Origin of the sequence: Noviluteimonas lactosilytica (assembly GCF_020866925.1) — a bacterium.
In the GTDB taxonomy this organism is placed as follows: domain Bacteria; phylum Pseudomonadota; class Gammaproteobacteria; order Xanthomonadales; family Xanthomonadaceae; genus Noviluteimonas; species Noviluteimonas lactosilytica.
Window position 1 is genome coordinate 890,162 of record NZ_JAJGAK010000001.1, and the last position, 21,934, is coordinate 912,095.

General features: G+C 65.0%; 20 protein-coding genes and 1 tRNA gene. All 21 read right to left on the reverse strand.

The features are described 5' to 3' along the window. Positions 1 to 9 precede the first annotated feature (9 nt). A complete protein-coding gene (rplV, locus tag LK996_RS04430) occupies positions 10 to 345 on the reverse strand; it encodes a 50S ribosomal protein L22 (protein ID WP_230525936.1) in 336 nt (111 codons plus the stop codon). 10 nt (positions 346 to 355) lie between these two features. Further along, entirely contained in the window at positions 356 to 625 is a 270-nt protein-coding gene (gene rpsS, locus LK996_RS04435) for a 30S ribosomal protein S19 (RefSeq protein ID WP_230525937.1), read from the reverse strand. Between the two features lie 6 nt (positions 626 to 631). Continuing rightward, positions 632 to 1,459, reverse strand: coding sequence for a 50S ribosomal protein L2 (gene rplB, locus LK996_RS04440; protein WP_230525938.1), 828 nt, complete (start codon positions 1,457 to 1,459; stop codon positions 632 to 634). Positions 1,460 to 1,469: 10 nt separating this feature from the next. After that, a complete protein-coding gene (gene rplW, locus LK996_RS04445; RefSeq protein WP_230525939.1) occupies positions 1,470 to 1,769 on the reverse strand; it encodes a 50S ribosomal protein L23 in 300 nt (99 codons plus the stop codon). Further along, positions 1,766 to 2,371 (reverse strand): 50S ribosomal protein L4, encoded by a 606-nt coding sequence (gene rplD, locus LK996_RS04450; RefSeq protein WP_230525940.1) that lies wholly within the window; start codon positions 2,369 to 2,371, stop codon positions 1,766 to 1,768. Before rplD ends, rplW begins: the two co-directional genes overlap by 4 nt. 2 nt (positions 2,372 to 2,373) lie before the next feature. After that, positions 2,374 to 3,030 (reverse strand): 50S ribosomal protein L3, encoded by a 657-nt coding sequence (gene rplC / locus LK996_RS04455; RefSeq protein ID WP_230525941.1) that lies wholly within the window; start codon positions 3,028 to 3,030, stop codon positions 2,374 to 2,376. 11 nt (positions 3,031 to 3,041) lie between these two features. Then, entirely contained in the window at positions 3,042 to 3,353 is a 312-nt protein-coding gene (gene rpsJ / locus LK996_RS04460) for a 30S ribosomal protein S10 (protein WP_036167766.1), read from the reverse strand. A 359-nt stretch (positions 3,354 to 3,712) separates the two neighbouring features. Then, positions 3,713 to 4,903 carry an elongation factor Tu gene (tuf, locus tag LK996_RS04465; protein WP_230525942.1) on the reverse strand — a complete coding sequence of 397 codons (1,191 nt, stop codon included), beginning with the start codon at positions 4,901 to 4,903 and terminating at the stop codon, positions 3,713 to 3,715. 41 nt (positions 4,904 to 4,944) lie between these two features. Next, positions 4,945 to 7,035 (reverse strand): elongation factor G, encoded by a 2,091-nt coding sequence (gene fusA / locus LK996_RS04470; RefSeq protein WP_230525943.1) that lies wholly within the window; start codon positions 7,033 to 7,035, stop codon positions 4,945 to 4,947. A gap of 133 nt (positions 7,036 to 7,168) precedes the next feature. Next, positions 7,169 to 7,636, reverse strand: a complete 468-nt coding sequence (gene rpsG / locus LK996_RS04475) for a 30S ribosomal protein S7 (RefSeq protein WP_230525944.1) — start codon at positions 7,634 to 7,636, stop codon at positions 7,169 to 7,171. A gap of 17 nt (positions 7,637 to 7,653) precedes the next feature. Beyond that, positions 7,654 to 8,028 (reverse strand): 30S ribosomal protein S12, encoded by a 375-nt coding sequence (gene rpsL / locus LK996_RS04480; protein WP_230525945.1) that lies wholly within the window; start codon positions 8,026 to 8,028, stop codon positions 7,654 to 7,656. 277 nt (positions 8,029 to 8,305) lie between these two features. Next, entirely contained in the window at positions 8,306 to 12,541 is a 4,236-nt protein-coding gene (gene rpoC, locus LK996_RS04485; RefSeq protein WP_230525946.1) for a DNA-directed RNA polymerase subunit beta', read from the reverse strand. Between the two features lie 27 nt (positions 12,542 to 12,568). Next, entirely contained in the window at positions 12,569 to 16,744 is a 4,176-nt protein-coding gene (gene rpoB / locus LK996_RS04490; RefSeq protein ID WP_230525947.1) for a DNA-directed RNA polymerase subunit beta, read from the reverse strand. Positions 16,745 to 17,011: 267 nt separating this feature from the next. Then, positions 17,012 to 17,386 (reverse strand): 50S ribosomal protein L7/L12, encoded by a 375-nt coding sequence (gene rplL / locus LK996_RS04495; protein WP_230525948.1) that lies wholly within the window; start codon positions 17,384 to 17,386, stop codon positions 17,012 to 17,014. A gap of 51 nt (positions 17,387 to 17,437) precedes the next feature. Further along, the gene (gene rplJ, locus LK996_RS04500; RefSeq protein ID WP_230526831.1) at positions 17,438 to 17,971 is read right to left on the reverse strand and encodes a 50S ribosomal protein L10; all 534 of its coding nucleotides are present in this window, start codon (positions 17,969 to 17,971) and stop codon (positions 17,438 to 17,440) included. A 339-nt stretch (positions 17,972 to 18,310) separates the two neighbouring features. Then, entirely contained in the window at positions 18,311 to 19,009 is a 699-nt protein-coding gene (gene rplA / locus LK996_RS04505) for a 50S ribosomal protein L1 (RefSeq protein WP_230525949.1), read from the reverse strand. A gap of 3 nt (positions 19,010 to 19,012) precedes the next feature. Then, on the reverse strand, positions 19,013 to 19,441 hold the full coding sequence (gene rplK, locus LK996_RS04510; protein ID WP_230525950.1) for a 50S ribosomal protein L11: 429 nt from the start codon (positions 19,439 to 19,441) through the stop codon (positions 19,013 to 19,015). 98 nt (positions 19,442 to 19,539) lie between these two features. Next, complete coding sequence (nusG, locus tag LK996_RS04515) at positions 19,540 to 20,112, reverse strand: transcription termination/antitermination protein NusG (protein WP_230525951.1); 573 nt, start codon at positions 20,110 to 20,112, stop codon at positions 19,540 to 19,542. A gap of 12 nt (positions 20,113 to 20,124) precedes the next feature. Further along, positions 20,125 to 20,496 (reverse strand): preprotein translocase subunit SecE, encoded by a 372-nt coding sequence (gene secE, locus LK996_RS04520; RefSeq protein WP_230525952.1) that lies wholly within the window; start codon positions 20,494 to 20,496, stop codon positions 20,125 to 20,127. A gap of 36 nt (positions 20,497 to 20,532) precedes the next feature. Then, a tRNA-Trp gene (locus tag LK996_RS04525) sits at positions 20,533 to 20,608 on the reverse strand. A gap of 126 nt (positions 20,609 to 20,734) precedes the next feature. Continuing rightward, positions 20,735 to 21,925, reverse strand: coding sequence for an elongation factor Tu (tuf, locus tag LK996_RS04530; protein WP_230525942.1), 1,191 nt, complete (start codon positions 21,923 to 21,925; stop codon positions 20,735 to 20,737). Between the last annotated feature and the right edge of the window lie 9 nt (positions 21,926 to 21,934).

Here is a 21,934-nt window from a genome sequence, read left to right on the forward strand (position 1 = left end):
ATCTCCGCCTTACTTGCCGGCACCGACAACCACAGTGATGTGGCTGGTGCGCTTGAGGATCCGGGTGCCGCGGCCCTTCGCGCGCGCCATGAAGCGCTTCAGCGTGGGACCTTCGTCGACCATGATGGTCTTGACCCGGAGTTCGTCGACGTCCGCACCCTGGTTGTTCTCGGCGTTGGCGATCGCCGACTCCACGACCTTGCGGATCATGGCGGCGGCTTTCTTGTCCGAGAACTTCAGCAGGTTGACGGCGCGTTCGGCCGACAGGCCACGCACCTGGTCGGCGACCAGGCGCGCCTTCTGGGCGGAGATGCGCGCGCTGCGCAGGATGGCTTTCGCTTCCATGGTCATCTCCTTACTTCCCGGCCTTCTTGTCGCCGCCATGACCCTTGAACGTACGGGTCAGGGCGAACTCGCCAAGCTTGTGGCCAACCATGTTTTCGTTGACCAGGACCGGGATGTGGTTCTTGCCGTTGTGCACGGCGATGGTGAAGCCGACCATTTCCGGCATGACCATCGAACGACGCGACCAGGTCTTGATCGGCTTCTTGTTGTTGCCCGCGGTCTCCACCTTCTTGATCAGGTGGTGGTCGACGAACGGACCCTTCTTCAGTGAACGTGCCATGGTCGATTAGCCCCTGCGGTCGCGCACGATGAATTGCGTGGTGCGCTTGTTCTTGCGCGTCTTGTAACCCTTGGTCGGAACACCCCACGGGGTGACCGGATGCGGGTTGCCCTGGCCGGCCTTCGCCTCGCCACCACCGTGCGGGTGATCGACGGGGTTCATCGCGGCGCCGCGCACGGTCGGCTTGATGCCGCGCCAGCGCTTCGCGCCCGCCTTGCCCAGCTTCTCGAGGTTGTGTTCGACGTTGCCGACTTCACCGACGGTCGCGCGGCACTCGGCCGGCACCTTGCGCATTTCGCCGGAGCGAAGACGCAGCGTGGCGTAACCGGATTCGCGCGCGATCAGCTGCACGCCGGCGCCAGCGGCGCGAGCGAGCTGCGCACCCTTGCCCGGCTTCATCTCGATGCAATGCACCGTGGAGCCGACCGGGATGTTGCGCAGGGGCAGCGTGTTGCCGACCTTGATCGGGGCGTCGCGGCCCGCGATCACCTGGTCGCCGCTCTTCAGGCCCTTCGGGGCGATGATGTAGCGACGCTCGCCATCGACGTAGCACAGCAGCGCGATGTGCGCGGTGCGGTTGGGATCGTATTCGATCCGCTCCACGCGCGCCGGAATGCCTTCCTTGTCGCGCTTGAAGTCGATGATGCGGTAGTTCTGCTTGTGGCCACCGCCGATGTGGCGGGTGGTGATGCGACCGTGGTGGTTACGGCCGCCCGTCTTTGCCTTCTTCTCGACCAGCGCGGCGAACGGCGCACCCTTGTGCAGGTCCGGCGTCACGACACGGACCGCCGAACGGCGACCGGGGGAAGTGGGCTTGAAAGTCATCAATGCCATGGGTCTGTCCTCAGGCCTTGGCCATCATCACGTCGATCGACTGGCCTTCGGCCAGCTTGACGTACGCCTTGCGCCAGTCGCCGCGCTTGCCCGTGCGGAACTTGAAGGACTTGTTCTTGCCCTTCACGTTCACGACGTTCACCGCTTCGACCTTCACGTCGAAGATCTGCTCGACCGCGGCCTTGACGTCGGCCTTGGTGGCAGTCTTCGCGATCTCGAAGACGTACTGATTCGACACTTCCTGCAGGCGAGCGGTCTTTTCGGACACGCGCGGCGCACGGATCACTTCATAAACGTTGGTCGTGCTCATGCGAGCCACTCCTCGATCTTCTTGACCGCATCGGCCGTGATCACGACCGAGTCGGCGCCCACGAGGGCGACCGGGTCGAGGCCCTGCACGTCGCGCACTTCGACGTACGGCAGGTTGCGCGCGGACAGGTACAGCGATTCCGACGCATCCTCGGTGACGATCAGCGGACGCTTGCCGACTTCCAGGCCCTGCAGCTTGGCGATCAGGCCCTTCGTCTTCGGACCGTCGATGTCGAACGACTCGACGACCATGATGCGGCCCTGGCGATTGAGTTCCGACAGGATCGCGGAGATCGCCGCGCGGTACATCTTGCGGTTGACCTTCTGCGCGAAGCTGCGCGGCTTCGCCGCGAACGTCACGCCGCCGCCGACGAAGATCGGAGCCGTCAGCGCGCCATGACGCGCACCGCCGCCCTTCTGCTTCTTCGACTTCTTCGTGGTGCCGTTGACTTCCGAACGCGTCTTCTGCGCCTTGGTGCCGGCGCGACCCGCGTTGCGGTAGGCGACGACGACCTGGTGGACCAGATCTTCGGAGAATTCGCGGCCGAACACTGCGTCCGAAACGGACAGCGTGTTCTTGCTGTTATTGATGGACAGTTCCATCGTCAGACTCCCTTGCTCGTCGGACGCACGATCACGTCGCCACCCGGCGCGCCCGGAACGGCGCCGCGCACGGCGATCAGGCCGCGTTCGGCGTCGACCTTGACGACCTTGAGGTTCTGCGTCGTCTGGGTTTCGGCACCCATGTGACCCGACATCTTCTTGCCCGGGAAAACGCGGCCCGGCGTCTGGCGCTGGCCGATCGAACCCGGCGAACGATGCGACAACGAGTTACCGTGCGTCGCGTCGCCCATGGTGAAGTTCCAGCGCTTGATCGTGCCCTGGAAGCCCTTGCCCTTGGTGATGCCCTGGACGTCGACGGCCTGGCCGACTTCGAAGATGTCGGCGCGGATTTCGCCGCCGATCTGGAAGTCGGAGATCTTGTCGTCGGCCACGCGCAGTTCCCACAAGCCGCGACCCGCTTCCACCTTCGCCTTCGCGAGGTGGCCTGCTTCCGGCTTGTTGATCAGCGCAGCGCGCTTCACGCCGACGGTGACCTGGACGGCGCTGTAGCCGTCGGTCTCGACCGTCTTGATCTGCGTGATGCGGTTCGGGGTGGCTTCGATCAGGGTCACCGGGATGGACTTGCCATCTTCGGTAAACACGCGGCTCATGCCGGCCTTGCGGCCGACGATGCCCAACGAATGCTTCTTCGCGGTCATGGTGGCGGGCCTCAGGTCAGCTTGATCTGCACGTCGACGCCAGCCGCGAGTTCGAGCTTCATGAGCGCGTCCACGGTCTTGTCGTTCGGGTCGACGATGTCGAGCACGCGCTTGTGCGTGCGGGTTTCGTACTGGTCACGCGCATCCTTGTCGGCATGCGGCGACGTGAGAATGGTGTAACGCTCGAGCTTGGTCGGCAGCGGGATCGGGCCGCGCACCTGCGCGCCGGTCCGCTTGGCCGTCTCGACGATCTCGCTGGCCGAGCGGTCGATCAGACGATGATCGAAAGCCTTCAGCCGAATCCGGATCTTCTGGTCCGCCATGACGGGTATTCCTCGTGGAAAGAGCGAAGGGTCGGCCTCTGGGTGTGCCGGCCCCTAACGGGCATTTCTGAAGCTTGGATGTAAAGCGTCCTTCAAAATCAAAGGCGGGCCGGTTTCCCGGTCCGCCCAGACGGAATCGTGAACGCGCAAGCGGCCCCGCCATGAATGTCCCGAAAATCTTCGGAACGGGCGGAGCGCTGCCGCGCGACATCTCCCTGTCTGGCGAAAACGAGGTACGTCCTGTCCCTCATTTCGCTGGTCCCTGGGCCCTCCTCAATGAGGCAGGCCGCGAGGGTCTTGCATTCTAGGGGGTGTCCGAGGGGAATGGCAACCCATTCCCTCGGAAAACCCCTGATTTCTTACTTGAGGATCTTCGCCACCACGCCGGCGCCGACCGTACGGCCGCCTTCGCGGATCGCGAAGCGCAGGCCGTCGTCCATCGCCACCGGGTTGATGAGCTCGACCGTCATCTTGATGTTGTCGCCCGGCATGACCATTTCCACGCCTTCCGGCAGGGTCACGGCGCCCGTGATGTCGGTCGTGCGGAAGTAGAACTGCGGGCGGTAGCCCTTGAAGAACGGCGTGTGGCGGCCGCCTTCGTCCTTCGACAGCACGTACACCTCGGCTTCGAACGTCGTGTGCGGGGTGATCGAACCCGGCTTGGCCAGCACCTGGCCGCGCTCCACGTCGTCACGCTTGGTGCCGCGCAGCAGCAGGCCCGCGTTGTCGCCCGCCTGGCCCTGGTCCAGCAGCTTGCGGAACATTTCCACGCCCGTGACCGTCGTCTTCTGCGTCGGGCGGATGCCGACGATTTCGATTTCGTCACCGACCTTGATGATGCCGCGCTCGATACGGCCGGTCACCACGGTGCCGCGGCCCGAGATCGAGAACACGTCTTCCACCGGCATCAGGAACGGCTTGTCGATCGCGCGCTCCGGCAGCGGGATGAACGAGTCCAGCGCGTCCACCAGCTTCAGGATCGCCGGCACGCCGATCTCCGACTGGTCGCCTTCCAGCGCCAGGCGGGCCGAACCGTGCACGATCGGGGTGTCGTCGCCCGGGAACTCGTACTTGGTCAGCAGCTCGCGCACTTCCATCTCGACCAGCTCGAGCAGCTCGGCGTCGTCCACCATGTCGGCCTTGTTCAGGAACACGACGATGTACGGCACGCCGACCTGGCGCGACAGCAGGATGTGTTCGCGCGTCTGCGGCATCGGGCCGTCGGCGGCCGAGCACACCAGGATCGCGCCGTCCATCTGCGCCGCACCCGTGATCATGTTCTTGACGTAGTCCGCGTGGCCCGGGCAGTCGACGTGCGCGTAGTGGCGCGTCGCCGATTCGTATTCCACGTGCGCCGTCGAGATCGTGATGCCGCGCGCCTTCTCTTCCGGCGCCGCGTCGATCGCGTCATATGCCTTGAACTCGCCGCCGAAACGTTCCGCGCCCACCTTCGTCAGCGCCGCCGTCAGCGTCGTCTTGCCGTGGTCGACGTGACCGATCGTGCCCACGTTCACGTGGGGCTTGGTGCGTTCGAACTTACCCTTGGCCATGGCTCTTTAACTCCGCAATTTCAATATGTGTGTGTAGACGATCAGGACTTCTTGATCACTGCTTCGGCGATGTTCGTCGGCGCTTCGGCGTAGTGATCGAATTCCATCGTGAAGGTCGCGCGGCCCTGCGACATCGAACGCAGCGTCGTCGCATAGCCGAACATTTCGCCCAGCGGGATCATCGCGTTGATGATCTTGCCCGACGGGCTGTCGTCCTGACCCTGCAGGATGCCGCGACGACGGCTCACGTCGCCCATCACGTCACCGAGGTAATCCTCGGGCGTGACGATCTCGACCTTCATCATCGGCTCGAGCAGCGCGGGGTTGGCCTTGTGGAAGCCTTCCTTGAAGCCCATCGAACCGGCGATCTTGAACGCCATTTCCGACGAGTCGACTTCGTGGTACGAACCGTCGACCAGGCGCACCTTGACGTCGACGATCGGGAAGCCAGCCATGATGCCGTTCGCGACGGCTTCCTGGATGCCCTTGTCGACCGCCGGGATGTATTCCTTCGGAATCACGCCGCCGACGATCGCGTTTTCGAACTCGTAGCCCTTGCCCTGTTCGTTCGGCGAGATCTCGAGCCACACGTGACCGAACTGGCCCTTGCCGCCCGACTGGCGCACGAACTTGCCTTCGGACTTGACGGCCTTGCGGATGGTTTCGCGATAGGCGACCTGCGGCTTGCCGACGTTCGCTTCGACGTTGAACTCGCGCTTCATGCGGTCCACCAGGATTTCCAGGTGGAGCTCGCCCATGCCCGAGATGATCGTCTGGCCGGATTCTTCATCCGTGCGCACGCGGAACGACGGGTCTTCCTGCGCAAGGCGACCCAGCGCGAGGCCCATCTTTTCCTGGTCCGACTTGGTCTTCGGCTCGACCGCCATCGAAATGACGGGCTCCGGGAACACCATGCGCTCGAGCGTGATGACCTTGTCCTGCGAGCACAGCGTGTCGCCGGTGGTCACGTCCTTCAGGCCGACCGCCGCGGCGATGTCGCCCGCGCGCACTTCCTTGATTTCGTCGCGGTTGTTGGCGTGCATCTGCAGGATGCGGCCCACGCGTTCCTTCTTCGACTTGATCGGGTTGTAGACCTGGTCGCCGGAGTTGAGCGTGCCCGAGTAGACGCGGAAGAACGTGAGCGAACCCACGAACGGGTCGGTCATGATCTTGAACGCGAGCGCGGAGAACGGCTCGGTATCCGAAGCCTTGCGGTGGTCTTCCTTGTCGTTCTCGTCCATGCCGGCCACCGGCGGACGATCCGACGGCGACGGCAGGTAACGGATGACCGCGTCGAGCATCGCCTGGACGCCCTTGTTCTTGAACGCGGTGCCGCACAGCGCCGGAATGATTTCGCACTTCAGCGTGCGCTCGCGGATGCCCGCGATGATCTCGTCCTCGGTCAGCTCTTCGCCGCCGAGATACTTGTCCATCAGGTCTTCGGACGCTTCAGCCGCGGCTTCGACCATGAACGAGCGCGCGGTGGCGCATTCGTCGGCGAGGTGCGCCGGAATGTCCGCGTATTCGAACTTCGTGCCCTTGGACTCCATGTCCCACACGATCGCCTTCATCTTGAGGAGATCGACGACGCCTTCGAAGTTGTCTTCCGCGCCGATCGGCACCTGCATCGGCACCGGATACGCGCCGAGGCGCGACTTCAGCTGCTCGACGACCTTCGAGAAGTTGGCGCCGGTGCGGTCCATCTTGTTGACGAACGCAAGGCGCGGCACGTTGTACTTGTTGGCCTGGCGCCACACCGTTTCCGACTGCGGCTGCACACCGCCCACGGCGCACAGCACGAACACGGCGCCGTCGAGCACGCGCAACGAACGCTCGACTTCGATCGTGAAGTCGACGTGCCCGGGGGTGTCGATGATGTTGAAGCGGTATTCCGGCAGGGACATGTCCATGCCCTTCCAGAACGCCGTCGTGGCAGCCGACGTGATCGTGATGCCGCGTTCCTGCTCCTGCTCCATCCAGTCCATCGTCGCGGCGCCTTCATGCACCTCGCCGATCTTGTGGTTGACGCCGGTGTAGAAAAGGATGCGCTCGGTCGTCGTGGTTTTGCCGGCATCGATGTGGGCCATGATGCCGAAGTTGCGGTAACGCTCGATGGGAGTGGTGCGAGCCACGGGAATCTCTCGTTTTCTCGGATCGGACGGATGTCCGGAAGGCCGAAGCCGCCTTGCGGCGGCTCGGACGGATGCGGCGGCTCAGCGCCGCGACGGGCCCGGCATGCTCTTCAGAGCAAGGGGGCCCGCGTGATCACCAGCGGTAGTGCGCGAACGCCTTGTTCGCTTCCGCCATGCGGTGGGTTTCTTCGCGCTTCTTGATCGCGCCGCCGCGGTTCTCGGAGGCGTCGAGCAGCTCGCCGGCAAGCTTGCGCGGCATGCTGTTCTCGCCGCGCTTGCGGGCGGATTCGATCAGCCAGCGCATCGCCAGCGCCATGCGGCGCGACGAGCGGACTTCAACGGGAACCTGGTACGTGGCGCCGCCGACGCGACGCGACTTCACTTCGACCGACGGCGAAACGTTGCCGAGGGCCTTTTCGACGAGCTCGAGGGCGTTGGCGTTCTTTTCGCCGATCACGTCCATCGCGCCGTACACGATCTTCTCGGCGACCGACTTCTTGCCGCTCTGCATGACCATGTTGATGAAGCGCGCGATCGTCTCGCTGCCGTGCTTCGGATCGGCGAGGACGGTGCGCTGCGGAGTGGAACCTTTACGCGACATGTTCGATGACCCCTAAATCAGGACTTCGGGCGCTTGGCGCCGTACTTGGAACGACCCTGGCGACGCTTGCTGACGCCGGCGGCGTCGAGCGAACCGCGCACGGTGTGGTAACGCACGCCCGGCAGATCCTTGACGCGGCCGCCGCGGATCAGCACGACCGAGTGCTCCTGCAGGTTGTGGCCTTCGCCGCCGATGTACGAGATGACCTCGTAGCCGTTGGTGAGGCGCACCTTCGCGACCTTGCGAAGCGCCGAGTTCGGCTTCTTCGGGGTGGTCGTGTAGACGCGGGTGCAGACGCCGCGGCGCTGCGGGCAGTTCGCCAGCGCGGGCGAAGTGCTCTTGTAGGTTTCCGGGCTGCGCGCCTTACGCACCAGCTGGTTGATCGTTGCCATCGTGGGGCTCTTTTGAAGGACCTGGGGTCCGCGTGAATAACGAAGCAGGCCGGATCCGGCCTGCTTAGACGGAAAAGTATAGCCCGCGTGGACGAAAACCGTCAACGCGGGTTGCAATCGCGAAGGCAAGGCGCGACCCGACTCGGGGCCGCAATGGGCAACCCGACTCGGGCTGCCCGGCCTTCGATGTTCCCGCCCGTCCTGGGCCGAAGACGAGGCGCTCCATGCGCCTCATTTCGTGGTCTGGGACGGCCCGCAGGCCGTCGCTTCGGAGGTTTTAGCTGGCGCTGGACTCCTCGCCCGCTTCGGTCTCGGCCGCCGGGGCCGACTGCGACGGCGTCTCGGCAACCACCGCACCCGACAACGCTTCCAGCTCCGACTCGGTGAGGCCCGAGGCATTGCGGCGGCGTGCGGTGTGGTAGGCCAGACCCGTACCGGCCGGAATGAGGCGGCCGACGATCACGTTCTCCTTGAGGCCGCGCAGGCTGTCGCGCGTGCCGCGAACGGCCGCCTCGGTCAGCACGCGGGTGGTCTCCTGGAAGGAGGCCGCGGAGATGAACGATTCGGTCGCGAGCGACGCCTTCGTGATGCCCAGCAGCACCGGGTCGTACTTCGCCAGGATCTCGCCCTTCGCCAGTGCGGCAGCGTTGGCTTCGACCATCCGCTGGCGCTCGACCTGTTCGCCGTGCAGGAACTTGGTGTCGCCCGCATCCAGCACTTCGACCTTGCGCAGCATCTGGCGAACGATCACCTCGATGTGCTTGTCGTTGATCTTCACGCCCTGCAGGCGGTAGACGTCCTGGATTTCCTTGGTGAGGTACACCGCCAGCGGCTCGACGCCGAGCAGGCGCAGGATGTCCTGCGGGCTCGGTTCGCCGTCCACGACCGTCTCGCCCTTCTCCACGTGTTCGCCTTCGAACACGATGATCTGGCGGTACTTCGGGATCAGCTCTTCGTGCTCGCTGCCGTCGGCCTGCTTGATGATCAGGCGCTGCTTGCCCTTGGTGTCCTTGCCGAAGCTGACGATGCCCGAGACCTCGGCGAGGATCGCCGGGTCCTTCGGCTTGCGCGCTTCGAACAAGTCGGCCACGCGCGGCAGGCCGCCCGTGATGTCGCGCGTCTTCGACGCTTCCTGCGGGATCTTCGCGACGACGTCGCCGACGCCCACGGCCGCACCGTCCTGCAGGTTCACGATCGAGCGCGGCGGCAGCAGGTACTGCGCCGGCAGGTCGGTACCCGGGATGGAGAGGTCCTTGCCGTTCTTGTCGACGATGCGGACGATCGGGCGCAGGTCCTTGCCCAGCGTGCCGCGACGCTTCGGATCGGTGATCTCGCGCGAAGCCAGGCCCGTCAGTTCGTCGGTCTTCTCGATGACGGTGACGCCGTCGACGAAGTCGATGAAGCGCATGATGCCCGCCACTTCCGACACGATCGGGTGGTTGTGCGGATCCCAGTTCGCGACCGTCTGGCCGGCCTTGATCGCCGCGCCGTCCTTGACGTTGATGGTCGCGCCGTACGGCAGCTTGTAACGCTCGCGCTCGCGGCCGTGGCCGTCGAGCACCGACAGTTCGCCCGAGCGCGACACCGCCACGAGGCTGCCCGAGGCGTGGTCGACGTGCTTGAGGTTGTTGAACTTGATCGTACCGGTCGTCTTGACCGTCACGTTGTCGATCGCCGCGGCACGCGACGCCGCACCACCGATGTGGAACGTACGCATCGTCAGCTGCGTACCCGGCTCGCCGATCGACTGCGCGGCGACGACGCCGACCGCTTCGCCGTGGTTCACCAGGTGGCCGCGGCCGAGGTCGCGACCGTAGCAGTGCGAGCAGACGCCGAACGCGCTGCTGCACGTGATCGTCGAACGCACCTTGATCGCCTGCACGCCGGCGTCTTCCAGGCTCTGCACCCACTGCTCGTCGAGCAGCGTGTTGCGGGTGACGAACGGATCCTCGTCGTTGCCCGGCAGGAACACGTCTTCGGCCACGATGCGGCCCAGCACGCGATCGCGCAGCGGCTCGACGACATCGCCGCCTTCGACGATCGGCGTCATGGTCAGGCCGTCGAACGTGCCGCAGTCGGTCTCGGTGATCACCACGTCCTGCGCGACGTCGACGAGACGACGCGTGAGGTAACCCGAGTTCGCCGTCTTCAGCGCGGTGTCCGCGAGGCCCTTTCGGGCGCCGTGGGTCGAGATGAAGTACTGGAGGACGTTGAGGCCTTCGCGGAAGTTCGCCGTGATCGGCGTTTCGATGATCGAGCCGTCCGGCTTGGCCATCAGGCCGCGCATGCCGGCGAGCTGGCGGATCTGGGCCTGCGAACCACGCGCGCCCGAGTCGGCCATGATGTAGATCGAGTTCATCGACTTCTGCGGCACGCGTTCGCCCTTGGCGTTCGTGACCGTGTCGGTGCCGATGGCGTCCATCATCGCCTTCGCGACGCGTTCGTTGGTGCGCGACCAGATGTCGACGACCTTGTTGTACCGCTCGCCCGAGGTGACCAGGCCCGACTGGTACTGCTGCTGGATTTCCAGGACTTCGGCTTCGGCCTCGTCGAGGATGCCCTTCTTCTCGCCCGGGATGATCATGTCGTCGATGCCGATCGAGACGCCGGCGCGCGTTGCGTACGCGAAGCCGGTGTACATCAGCTTGTCGGCGAACACGACCGTGTCCTTCAGGCCGAGCATGCGGTAGCAGGAGTTGATCAGGCGCGAGATGTTCTTCTTGGTCAGCTCGACGTTGGCCAGCGCGTACGGCAGGCCTTCCGGCAGGATTTCCTGCAGGAGCGAACGGCCGACCGTCGTGTCGACGATCGAGGTCTTCTTCGTGCGCGAACCGTCCTCGCCCACCACGGTCTCGGTGATGCGCACCTTGACCTTGGCGTGCAGCTCGACGACGCGGTTGTCGTAGGCGCGCTTCACTTCGGCGACGTTCGCGAACGCCATGCCCTCGCCCTTCTTGTTCTCGAGGGCGCGCGACATGTAGTACAGGCCGAGCACGACGTCCTGCGACGGCACGATGATCGGCTCGCCGTTCGCCGGCGACAGGATGTTGTTCGACGCCATCATCAGCGCGCGCGCTTCCAGCTGGGCTTCCAGCGAGAGCGGCACGTGCACGGCCATCTGGTCACCGTCGAAGTCCGCGTTGAACGCGGTGCAGACGAGCGGATGCAGCTGGATCGCCTTGCCTTCGATGAGGACCGGCTCGAACGCCTGGATGCCGAGGCGGTGCAGCGTCGGCGCGCGGTTCAGCAGCACCGGGTGCTCGCGGATCACTTCCTCGAGGATGTCCCAGACTTCCGCTTCTTCGCGCTCGACGAGCTTCTTCGCGGCCTTGATCGTCGTGGCGAGGCCACGGCGCTGCAGCTTGGCGAAAATGAAGGGCTTGAACAGCTCGAGCGCCATCTTCTTCGGCAGGCCGCACTCGTGCAGGCGCAGCGTCGGACCGACCACGATGACCGAACGGCCCGAGTAGTCGACGCGCTTGCCGAGCAGGTTCTGGCGGAAGCGACCCTGCTTGCCCTTGATCATGTCGGCGAGCGACTTGAGCGGGCGCTTGTTGGTGCCGGTGATGGCGCGGCCACGACGGCCGTTGTCCATCAGCGCGTCCACCGACTCCTGCAGCATGCGCTTCTCGTTGCGCACGATGATGTCGGGCGCGTTGAGTTCGAGCAGGCGCTTGAGGCGGTTGTTGCGGTTGATGACGCGGCGGTACAGATCGTTGAGGTCCGACGTCGCGAAGCGGCCGCCGTCCAGCGGCACCAGCGGACGCAGGTCCGGCGGAAGCACCGGCAGCACGGTCATGACCATCCACTCCGGGCGGTTGCCGGAGTCGAGGAACGCCTCGATCAGCTTGATGCGCTTGGTGAGGCGCTTGAGCTTGGTCTCGGAGTTGGTCGCGGCGATCTCTTCCTTCAGGCGGAGCATTTCCGACTGCAGGTCGATCGTGCGCAGCAGTTCATAGACCGCCTCGGCGCCCATCGCGGCGTCGAAGTCGTCGCCGTGCTCCTGGCGCGCCTGCATGAACTGTTCTTCGGTCAGCAGGTTGCCGCGCTCGAGCGGGGTCAGGCCCGGCTCGGTGACGACGTAGGCTTCGAAGTACAGGATGCGTTCGATGTCGCGCAGCGTCATGTCGAGCATCAGGCCGATGCGCGACGGGAGCGACTTCAGGAACCAGATGTGCGCGACGGGCGAGGCAAGGTCGATGTGGCCCATGCGCTCGCGGCGCACCTTGGCCAGCGTCACTTCCGTGCCGCACTTCTCGCAGACCACGCCGCGGTGCTTCATGCGCTTGTACTTGCCGCACAGGCACTCGTAGTCCTTGATCGGACCGAAGATCGCGGCGCAGAACAGGCCATCGCGTTCCGGCTTGAACGTGCGGTAGTTGATGGTCTCCGGCTTCTTCACTTCGCCGTAGGACCACGAGCGGATGAGGTCCGGCGACGCCAACGCGATCTTGATCGCGTCGAAGTCGAGGGTCGGCCGCTGCTGGTTGAACAGATTGAGCAAGTCTTTCATGGGTGTCTCCTGGTCGGCGGCGGCGGCTTAGTGCTCTTCGAGTTCCATGTTGATCGCGAGCGATCGGATTTCCTTCACCAACACGTTGAAGGACTCCGGCATGCCCGCGACCATCTCGTGTTCGCCGTCGACGATGTTCTTGTACATCTGGTTGCGGCCCTGCACGTCGTCGGACTTCACCGTCAGCATTTCCTGCAGGGTGTAGGCCGCGCCGTAGGCTTCCAGCGCCCAGACTTCCATTTCGCCGAAGCGCTGGCCGCCGAACTGCGCCTTGCCGCCCAGCGGCTGCTGGGTGACGAGCGAGTACGGACCGGTCGAACGCGCGTGCATCTTGTCGTCGACCAGGTGGTTGAGCTTCAGCATGTGCATGTAACCCACGGTGACCGGGCGCTCGAACGCTTCGCCGGTGCGACCGTCGTGCAGCACGGTCTGGCCGCTCAGCGGGAGGTCGGCGAGTTCGAGCATCTTCTTGATCTCGGACTCGGCCGCGCCGTCGAACACCGGCGTCGCCATCGGCACGCCGTCGGTCAGGTTGCGGGCCAGGCGCAGCAGTTCTTCGTCCGTGAACTGCGTCAGGTCCACGCGGTGGCGAACCATCGCGTCGTCGTGGTTGTAGACCTGGTCGAGGAACTTGCGCAGGTCCGCAATCGCCGCCTGTGCCTTGAGCATGCGATCGATCTTCTGGCCCAGGCCCTTCGCGGCCCAGCCCAGGTGCGTCTCGAGGATCTGGCCGATGTTCATTCGGCTCGGCACGCCCAGCGGGTTCAGCACGATGTCGACGGACGAACCGTCGGCCATGTACGGCATGTCCTCGACCGGCACGATCGTCGACACGACACCCTTGTTGCCGTGGCGACCGGCCATCTTGTCGCCCGGCTGGATGCGGCGCTTCACCGCGAGGAACACCTTCACCATCTTGAGCACGCCCGGCGCGAGGTCGTCGCCCTGGGTGATCTTGCCGCGCTTGTCGGCGAAGCGGCGCTCGAATTCCTTCTCGTGCGCATCGATCTGCTTCGATGCGCGCTCGATGGCGTCGTTGGCGTCGTCGTCCTTCATGCGCAGCTGGAACCACTCGGTCTTCTTCAGGCCGTCGAGGTACTCATTGGTGATCGCGTCGCCCTTCTTGAGGTTCGCCGGACCGCCGTTGGCGACCTTGCCGATCAGCTGCGAGCGCAGGCGCGCGTAGATCGCGCCTTCGAGGATGCGGAACTGGTCGTCGAAGTCCTTCTTGACGCGACGGATTTCCGATTCTTCGATCTGGCGTGCGCGCTTGTCCTTCTCGATGCCGTCGCGGGTGAAGACCTGCACGTCGATGACGGTGCCGTCCATGCCCGGCGGCACGCGCAGCGAGCTGTCCTTCACGTCCGACGCCTTCTCGCCGAAGATCGCGCGGAGGAGCTTCTCTTCCGGCGTCAGCTGCGATTCGCCCTTCGGCGTGACCTTGCCGACCATGATGTCGCCGGCGCGCACTTCGGCGCCGATGTACACCACGCCCGACTCGTCGAGGCGGTTGAGCGCCTGCTCGGAGACGTTCGGGATGTCGGCCGAGATTTCTTCCGGACCCAGCTTCGTGTCGCGCGCGACGCAGGTCAGCTCTTCGATGTGGATCGTGGTGTAGCGATCCTCTTCCACCACGCGCTCGGAGAGCAGGATGGAGTCTTCGAAGTTGTAGCCGTTCCACGGCATGAACGCGACCAGCATGTTCTGGCCGAGCGCGAGCTCGCCGATGTCGGTCGAGGGACCGTCGGCCAGCACGTCGCCGCGTTCGACGCGGTCGCCCACGTTCACCAGCGGCGTCTGGTTGATGCAGGTGTTCTGGTTGGAGCGCGTGTACTTGATCAGCGTGTAGATGTCGACGCCGGCATCGGTTTCGCCGGAGATCTCCTTCTCGTTGACCTTGACCACGATGCGGCCGGCGTCGATCTGTTCGATCACGCCGCCACGGCGCGCGTTCACCGTCACGCCCGAGTCGCGCGCCACGGCGCGCTCGATGCCGGTGCCCACCAGCGGCTTCTGCGACTTCAGCGTCGGCACGGCCTGGCGCTGCATGTTCGCGCCCATCAGCGCGCGGTTCGCGTCGTCGTGCTCGAGGAACGGCACCAGCGCGGCCGCGACCGACACGGTCTGCATCGGCGAGACGTCCATGAAGTGGATCTCGCTCGGCGGCTTCAGCAGCGACTCGCCCTGGTAACGGCACGCGACGAACTGCGCGGTGATGTTGTTCTTCTCGTCCTGCGGCGCGTTGGCCTGGGCGATGACGTACTCGTTCTCTTCGATCGCCGACAGGTATTCGACGTCGTCGGTGACCTTGCCGTCCACGACCTTGCGGTACGGCGTCTCGAGGAAGCCGTAACGGTTGGTGCGCGCGAACACGGCGAGCGAGTTGATCAGGCCGATGTTCGGACCTTCAGGCGTTTCGATGGTGCACACGCGACCGTAATGCGTCGGATGCACGTCGCGCACTTCGAAGCCCGCGCGTTCGCGCGTCAGGCCGCCCGGACCCAGCGCGGAGACGCGACGCTTGTGCGTCACTTCCGACAGCGGGTTGTTCTGGTCCATGAACTGCGACAGCTGCGAGGAGCCGAAGAACTCCTTGATCGCCGCGGCCACCGGCTTGGCGTTGATCAGTTCCTGCGGCGTCAGGCCTTCGGACTCGGCCATCGACAGGCGTTCCTTGACCGCGCGCTCGACGCGCACGAGGCCCACGCGGAACACGTTCTCGGCCATTTCGCCGACCGAACGCACGCGACGGTTGCCCAGGTGGTCGATGTCGTCCACCACGCCACGACCATTGCGGATCTCGGTCAGCACGCGGATGACGTCGAGGATGTCCGACGTGTCGCCCTGCGCGGCGACCAGGCGCTGCGCTTCCTCGTCCTTGCCGTTCTTGTAGTCGCCGAAGTACTTGCGATCGAACAGCACCGACGGACCGAGCACTTCCTTGCGGCCGATGCGGCGGTTGAACTTCATGCGGCCCACGGCCGAGAGGTCGTAGCGCTCGAAGGTGAAGAACAGGTTGTGGAACAGGTTCTCGGCGGCGTCCTTGGTCGGCGGTTCGCCCGGACGCATCATGCGGTAGATCTCGACCAGCGCTTCGAGCTTGGTCTTGGTGCCGTCGATGCGCAGCGTGTTCGACAGGTACGGACCACGGTCGAGGTCGTTGACCCAGATCGTGCCGACCGATTCGACGCCCGACTTGCGGAACTTCGCCAGGTGATCGTCGTTGATCTCGTCGTTGGCCACGGCGAGCAGTTCGCCCGTCTTCGTGTCGATGACGTCGTGCGCGAGGATGCTGCCCACGAGGTAGGCGTCCGGCACGGCCAGTGCGGCGATGCCCGACTGCTCGAGCTGCTTCACGTGGCGCGCGGTGATGCGCTTGCCCGCTTCGACGATGACGCGATCACCGTCGGCCAGGTCGAAGTCGAGCGTTTCGCCACGCAGGCGCTCGGCCACGAGCGTCAGCTGCACGCCTTCCGGTTCGATGTGGAAGGTGTTGATCTCGAAGAACGCACGCAGCATTTCTTCGTTGTTGTAGCCGAGCGCGCGCAGGAGCACGGAGACCGGCAGCTTGCGGCGGCGGTCGATACGCGTGAACAGCGCGTCCTTCGGGTCGAACTCGAAGTCGAGCCACGAGCCGCGGTAAGGAATGATGCGCGCGGAATACAGCAGCTTGCCCGAGCTGTGCGTCTTGCCGCGGTCGTGGTCGAAGAACACGCCCGGCGAACGATGCAGCTGCGAGACGATGACGCGCTCGGTGCCGTTGACGATGAAGGTGCCGTTGTCGGTCATGAGCGGGATCTCGCCCATGTAGACCTCCTGCTCCTTCACGTACTTGATGGCCTTGGTCGACGACTCGCGGTCGTAGATCACCAGGCGCACGGTCACGCGCAGCGGCGCGCCGTAGGACAGGCCGCGGTTGCGGCATTCGCGCTCGTCGAACGCCGGGTCGCCGAGGCGGTATCCGACGTACTCGAGGGCGGCGTTGCCGCTGTACGAACTGATGGGGAAGACGGACTTCAGGGCCGCGTGCAGGCCCTTGTCTTCGCGAGCGTTCATTTCGGCGTGTTCCTGCAGGAACTCGCGGTAGGAATCGACCTGGATCGCGAGCAGGAACGGCACCTCGAGGATCGAACGACGCTTGCCGAAGTTCTTCCGGATGCGCTTCTTCTCGGTGAACGAATAATTCGTGGACGCAGTGGTCATGGTGGGCTACCGCCTCTCTCTGTCGGCCGCGCGCGGGCGGCCGGGGGAACGTCAAATTGCCAGTTGGGAGTCGCTGGTATTGCCGGCACCAGCACGCCTTCTCCCGCTACTTCCAACTGTCAACTCGGTGATGGGTGACGCTTCGCTCCAGCAAAAACTCACGACGCTGAAGCGTTTACAACGGTGTTGCCTTGGAACGGCCAAAGGCCGGGGACTCTCGTCCCCAGCCTTGGGTGGTCGCCAATGTCACCGGCGACGCAATTGCGATTACTTGACTTCGACGGACGCGCCAGCGGCCTCGAGTTCCTTCTTGAACTTCTCGGACTCTTCCTTCGACACCGCTTCCTTGACGGTCTGCGGGGCGCCTTCGACGAGGTCCTTCGCTTCCTTCAGGCCCAGGCCGGTGATGGCGCGGACGGCCTTGATGACTTCGACCTTCTTCTCGCCGGCGGCCTTCAGGACGACGGTGAATTCGGTCTGCTCTTCGACCGGGGCAGCGGCGGCGGCCGGGCCGGCAGCGGCCATGACCGGGGCAGCGGCGGAAACGCCGAACTTCTCTTCGATGGCCTTGACCAGCTCCATCACTTCCATCAGCGACTTCGCGGCGATGGCGTCAACGATCTGCTCGTTGGAAAGGGACATGGTGATTACCTCTGGAAATTAAAAGTGGATTGAGACGATGTCGTGCCGGTATCAGCCGGCAGTCGCTTCAGCGGCCGGTTCCGCGGCAGCTTCGCCGCCACCCTGCTTGTCGGCCACGGCCTTGACGGCGCGGGCGAACATCGCAGCGGGCTCGGCGAGCACGCGGGCGAGCATGGCAAGCGCCTGCTCACGGGTCGGCAGCGAAGCCAGGACCTCGACGTGCGCGGCGGGCAGCAACTTGCCTTCCACCGAGACGACCTTGGCCTTGAGCTTGTCGTTGCCCTTGGCGAACTCCTTGATGAGGCGACCGGCAGCGCCGGGTTCCTCGGTCGAGAACGCATACAGCAGCGGACCGGTCAGGGCGTCCTTGACGACCTCGAAATCGGTACCGACGACGGCGCGCGACGCCAGCGTGTTCTTGACAACCTTCAAGTACACGCCGCTTTCGCGAGCCTTCTTGCGCATCGCGGTCATCTGCGAGACCGTGATGCCTGCGTATTCGGCTGCGACCAGGGAGTGAGCCTTCGAGGCCACGTCTGCCAGTTCGGCGACAACTTCCTGCTTCTGGGACAGATTGAGAGCCATTGCACTCCTCCAATTGAACTCCGCGCGCGGCTCCTGCCGGTTGCGGTCCTCGAGCGGCGCCAGGTCCTTCAGCGCCGGCAACGCTCGCGCGTTGCGGTGGTGGCCCATCCAGAAAACTTTCCAGAGGGGGCGGCACCATCTACGCAGGCCCTGCCTTGCGGCTGGATTACACGGTCCCGCCTGATTCGAAGACGACTCCTTGCCGTGCCGTACCGAGCTTCCTGCCCGTCTTCGCATCGCGCGGACCGCACCTGCGGTCTTTGACGGCGTCGCGCCTTGCGGCGCGAAGCCCTCAAAACTTGTTGCACGCATCCGCCGCGAAGCGGATGCGCTGTTGCATTACTTCAGCGTCAGCGTCGACGCGTCGACGGTCACGCCCGGGCCCATCGTCGAGCTCAGCGAGATCTTCTGCAGGTACAGACCCTTCGAAGTCGCCGGCTTGGCCTTGATCAGGTCGAGCAGCAGCGCGGTCAGGTTGCCCTTCAGCGCGTCGGCTTCGAAGCTGGCCTTGCCGATCGTGCAGTGGATGATGCCGGCCTTGTCGGTGCGGTAACGCACCTGGCCCGCCTTCGCGTTGCGCACGGCTTCGGCCGGGTTCGGCGAAACGGTGCCGACCTTTGGGTTCGGCATCAGGCCGCGCGGACCGAGCACCTGGCCGAGCTTGCCGACCACGCGCATCGCATCCGGCGTCGCGATGACGACGTCGTAGTTCAGGTCGCCGTTCTGCATCGCTTCGGCGAGATCATCCATGCCGACAGCCTCGGCGCCTGCGGCGCGGGCTTCATCGGCCTTGGCGCCGGCCGGGGCGAACACCGCCACGCGCACCGACTTGCCGGTACCGGCCGGCAGCACGGTCGAACCGCGCACCTGCTGGTCGGACTTCTTCGCATCCACGCCCAGGCGCACGGCGACGTCAACGGCTTCGTTGAACTTCGACTTGCTGTTGGACTGGACGATCTTCAGCGCTTCGTCGATCGCGTAGGCCTTGCCCGGTGCGACCGCGTTCTGGATTGCCTTCTGTCGCTTGGTCATCGCCATGACTTAACCCTCCACCACCAAACCCATGGAACGGGCCGAGCCCGCGATCGTGCGCACCGCCGCTTCCAGGTCGGCCGCGGTCAGGTCGGGTTCCTTCGCCTTCGCGATGTCCTCGAGCTGCTTGCGGGAGACCTTGCCCACCTTTTCGGTGTTCGGGCGCTTGGAACCGGACTGGATGCCCGCGGCCTTCTTCAGCAGGATCGACGCCGGCGGCGTCTTCGTGATGAAGGTGAAGGTACGGTCCGAGTACGCGGTGATGACCACCGGAATCGGGAGACCCGGTTCCAGCTTCTGCGTGGCGGCGTTGAACGCCTTGCAGAATTCCATGATGTTCAGGCCGCGCTGGCCGAGGGCGGGACCCACCGGCGGCGACGGGTTGGCCTGGCCGGCCTTGACCTGCAGCTTGATGTAACCGACGACTTTCTTTGCCATTGCTCTAGCTCCTGCGAGTGCGAACGCCGTGTGCTCTTAACACCAGGCTCCTCGCGTAAATGACGGAACGAACCACTCGATCCGTCGAATCTTTTTCGTCAGGCCTTCTCGACCTGGCCGAATTCCAGTTCCACCGGGGTGGAACGGCCGAAGATCAGCACTGCGACGCGCAGGCGGCTCTTCTCGTAATTCACTTCTTCCACGACGCCGTTGAAGTCGTTGAACGGGCCGTCGGTGACGCGCACCATCTCGCCCGCTTCGAACAGCACCTTCGGCCTCGGCTTCTCGACGCCTTCCTGCACGCGGTCGAGGATGGCCGCAGCCTCTTCGTCGCGGATCGGCAACGGACGATCGGCGGTGCCGCCGATGAAGCCCATCACCTTCGGCGTCTCCTTCACCAGGTGCCAGCTTTCGCTATCCATGCGCGGGATGCCGCCTTCGTCGTGCGTGGCGATCTGCACGAGCACGTAGCCCGGGAAGAACTTGCGCTCGGAACGGCGCTTCTGGCCGGAGCGCATCTCCACGACTTCTTCGGTCGGCACGAGCACTTCGCCGAAGCGATCCTGCATTTCCATGCGCGCGATGCGATCGCGCAGCGCCTGCGCCACCGACTTCTCGAAGCCGGAGTAGGCGTGCACCACGTACCAGCGCTTGTCGTCGTTGCCTTCCATCCGTCCTCTACCTCAGTTGCCCAGCAGGAGCTTGATGCCCCACTGGATCACGACGTCGAACGCAGCCAGCACGAGGCTGATCACGATGACGGCGATGATGATCATCAGCGTGGCGCGACCCGCTTCCTGGCGCGTCGGCCACACCACCTTGCGCAGTTCGAAACGCGACTCGCCGAGGAACTCGCGCGTGTCGGCGCCCTTGCGCGTCGCCATGAACACGCCCAGGCCCGCGGCAACGCCGCCGATCACGGCGAGCCAGCGCAGCTGCGATTCCGGCCACCAGTAGAAGGCGAACACGCCCGCAGCGACCAGCAGCACCGCCAGCGCGTACTTGACGATGTCGCCCGTCGAGGCGGCCTTCGGTTGTTCGACCTTGCTGTTCATCCGTTCTCGCCGACGCGCGTGTCGCTGCGTCCGAAGTGGCACGCCAGGAGGGACTCGAACCCCCAACCTGCGGTTTTGGAGACCGCTGCTCTGCCAATTGAGCTACTGGCGTATCGGTGGTTGAAACTTGCTTCCAAAAAACTTCGTTTTCCGAAAAAGGCAACGGCGGCTCGCGCCGCCACGCCCTTCCGACCATTCCGGCGACGCGGTGTTCCCCGCGCCGGCCGGGCCGGATTTCTTACTTGAGGATCTTCGCCACCACGCCGGCGCCGACCGTACGGCCGCCTTCGCGGATCGCGAAGCGCAGGCCGTCGTCCATCGCCACCGGGTTGATGAGCTCGACCGTCATCTTGATGTTGTCGCCCGGCATGACCATTTCCACGCCTTCCGGCAGGGTCACGGCGCCCGTGATGTCGGTCGTGCGGAAGTAGAACTGCGGGCGGTAGCCCTTGAAGAACGGCGTGTGGCGGCCGCCTTCGTCCTTCGACAGCACGTACACCTCGGCTTCGAACGTCGTGTGCGGGGTGATCGAACCCGGCTTGGCCAGCACCTGGCCGCGCTCCACGTCGTCACGCTTGGTGCCGCGCAGCAGCAGGCCCGCGTTGTCGCCCGCCTGGCCCTGGTCCAGCAGCTTGCGGAACATTTCCACGCCCGTGACCGTCGTCTTCTGCGTCGGGCGGATGCCGACGATTTCGATTTCGTCACCGACCTTGATGATGCCGCGCTCGATACGGCCGGTCACCACGGTGCCGCGGCCCGAGATCGAGAACACGTCTTCCACCGGCATCAGGAACGGCTTGTCGATCGCGCGCTCCGGCAGCGGGATGAACGAGTCCAGCGCGTCCACCAGCTTCAGGATCGCCGGCACGCCGATCTCCGACTGGTCGCCTTCCAGCGCCAGGCGGGCCGAACCGTGCACGATCGGGGTGTCGTCGCCCGGGAACTCGTACTTGGTCAGCAGCTCGCGCACTTCCATCTCGACCAGCTCGAGCAGCTCGGCGTCGTCCACCATGTCGGCCTTGTTCAGGAACACGACGATGTACGGCACGCCGACCTGGCGCGACAGCAGGATGTGTTCGCGCGTCTGCGGCATCGGGCCGTCGGCGGCCGAGCACACCAGGATCGCGCCGTCCATCTGCGCCGCACCCGTGATCATGTTCTTGACGTAGTCCGCGTGGCCCGGGCAGTCGACGTGCGCGTAGTGGCGCGTCGCCGATTCGTATTCCACGTGCGCCGTCGAGATCGTGATGCCGCGCGCCTTCTCTTCCGGCGCCGCGTCGATCGCGTCATATGCCTTGAACTCGCCGCCGAAACGTTCCGCGCCCACCTTCGTCAGCGCCGCCGTCAGCGTCGTCTTGCCGTGGTCGACGTGACCGATCGTGCCCACGTTCACGTGGGGCTTGGTGCGTTCGAACTTACCCTTGGCCATGGCTCTTCT

Bases quoted from the DNA above. Each gene is read 5' to 3' on its own strand.
- secE (WP_230525952.1), bottom strand. From the start codon at position 20,496: ATGAACAGCAAGGTCGAACAACCGAAGGCCGCCTCGACGGGCGACATC.
- nusG (WP_230525951.1), bottom strand. From the start codon at position 20,112: ATGGAAGGCAACGACGACAAGCGCTGGTACGTGGTGCACGCCTACTCC.
- rpsJ (WP_036167766.1), bottom strand. From the start codon at position 3,353: ATGGCGGACCAGAAGATCCGGATTCGGCTGAAGGCTTTCGATCATCGT.
- rpoB (WP_230525947.1), bottom strand. From the start codon at position 16,744: ATGACCACTGCGTCCACGAATTATTCGTTCACCGAGAAGAAGCGCATC.
- rplK (WP_230525950.1), bottom strand. From the start codon at position 19,441: ATGGCAAAGAAAGTCGTCGGTTACATCAAGCTGCAGGTCAAGGCCGGC.
- tuf (WP_230525942.1), bottom strand. From the start codon at position 4,903: ATGGCCAAGGGTAAGTTCGAACGCACCAAGCCCCACGTGAACGTGGGC.
- rpsL (WP_230525945.1), bottom strand. From the start codon at position 8,028: ATGGCAACGATCAACCAGCTGGTGCGTAAGGCGCGCAGCCCGGAAACC.
- rplB (WP_230525938.1), bottom strand. From the start codon at position 1,459: ATGGCATTGATGACTTTCAAGCCCACTTCCCCCGGTCGCCGTTCGGCG.
- rpsG (WP_230525944.1), bottom strand. From the start codon at position 7,636: ATGTCGCGTAAAGGTTCCACTCCGCAGCGCACCGTCCTCGCCGATCCG.
- rplL (WP_230525948.1), bottom strand. From the start codon at position 17,386: ATGTCCCTTTCCAACGAGCAGATCGTTGACGCCATCGCCGCGAAGTCG.
- rpsS (WP_230525937.1), bottom strand. From the start codon at position 625: ATGGCACGTTCACTGAAGAAGGGTCCGTTCGTCGACCACCACCTGATC.
- rplC (WP_230525941.1), bottom strand. From the start codon at position 3,030: ATGACCGCGAAGAAGCATTCGTTGGGCATCGTCGGCCGCAAGGCCGGC.
- rplJ (WP_230526831.1), bottom strand. From the start codon at position 17,971: ATGGCTCTCAATCTGTCCCAGAAGCAGGAAGTTGTCGCCGAACTGGCA.
- rplW (WP_230525939.1), bottom strand. From the start codon at position 1,769: ATGAGCACGACCAACGTTTATGAAGTGATCCGTGCGCCGCGCGTGTCC.
- rplV (WP_230525936.1), bottom strand. From the start codon at position 345: ATGGAAGCGAAAGCCATCCTGCGCAGCGCGCGCATCTCCGCCCAGAAG.
- rplA (WP_230525949.1), bottom strand. From the start codon at position 19,009: ATGGCGATGACCAAGCGACAGAAGGCAATCCAGAACGCGGTCGCACCG.
- tuf (WP_230525942.1), bottom strand. From the start codon at position 21,925: ATGGCCAAGGGTAAGTTCGAACGCACCAAGCCCCACGTGAACGTGGGC.
- rplD (WP_230525940.1), bottom strand. From the start codon at position 2,371: ATGGAACTGTCCATCAATAACAGCAAGAACACGCTGTCCGTTTCGGAC.
- rpoC (WP_230525946.1), bottom strand. From the start codon at position 12,541: ATGAAAGACTTGCTCAATCTGTTCAACCAGCAGCGGCCGACCCTCGAC.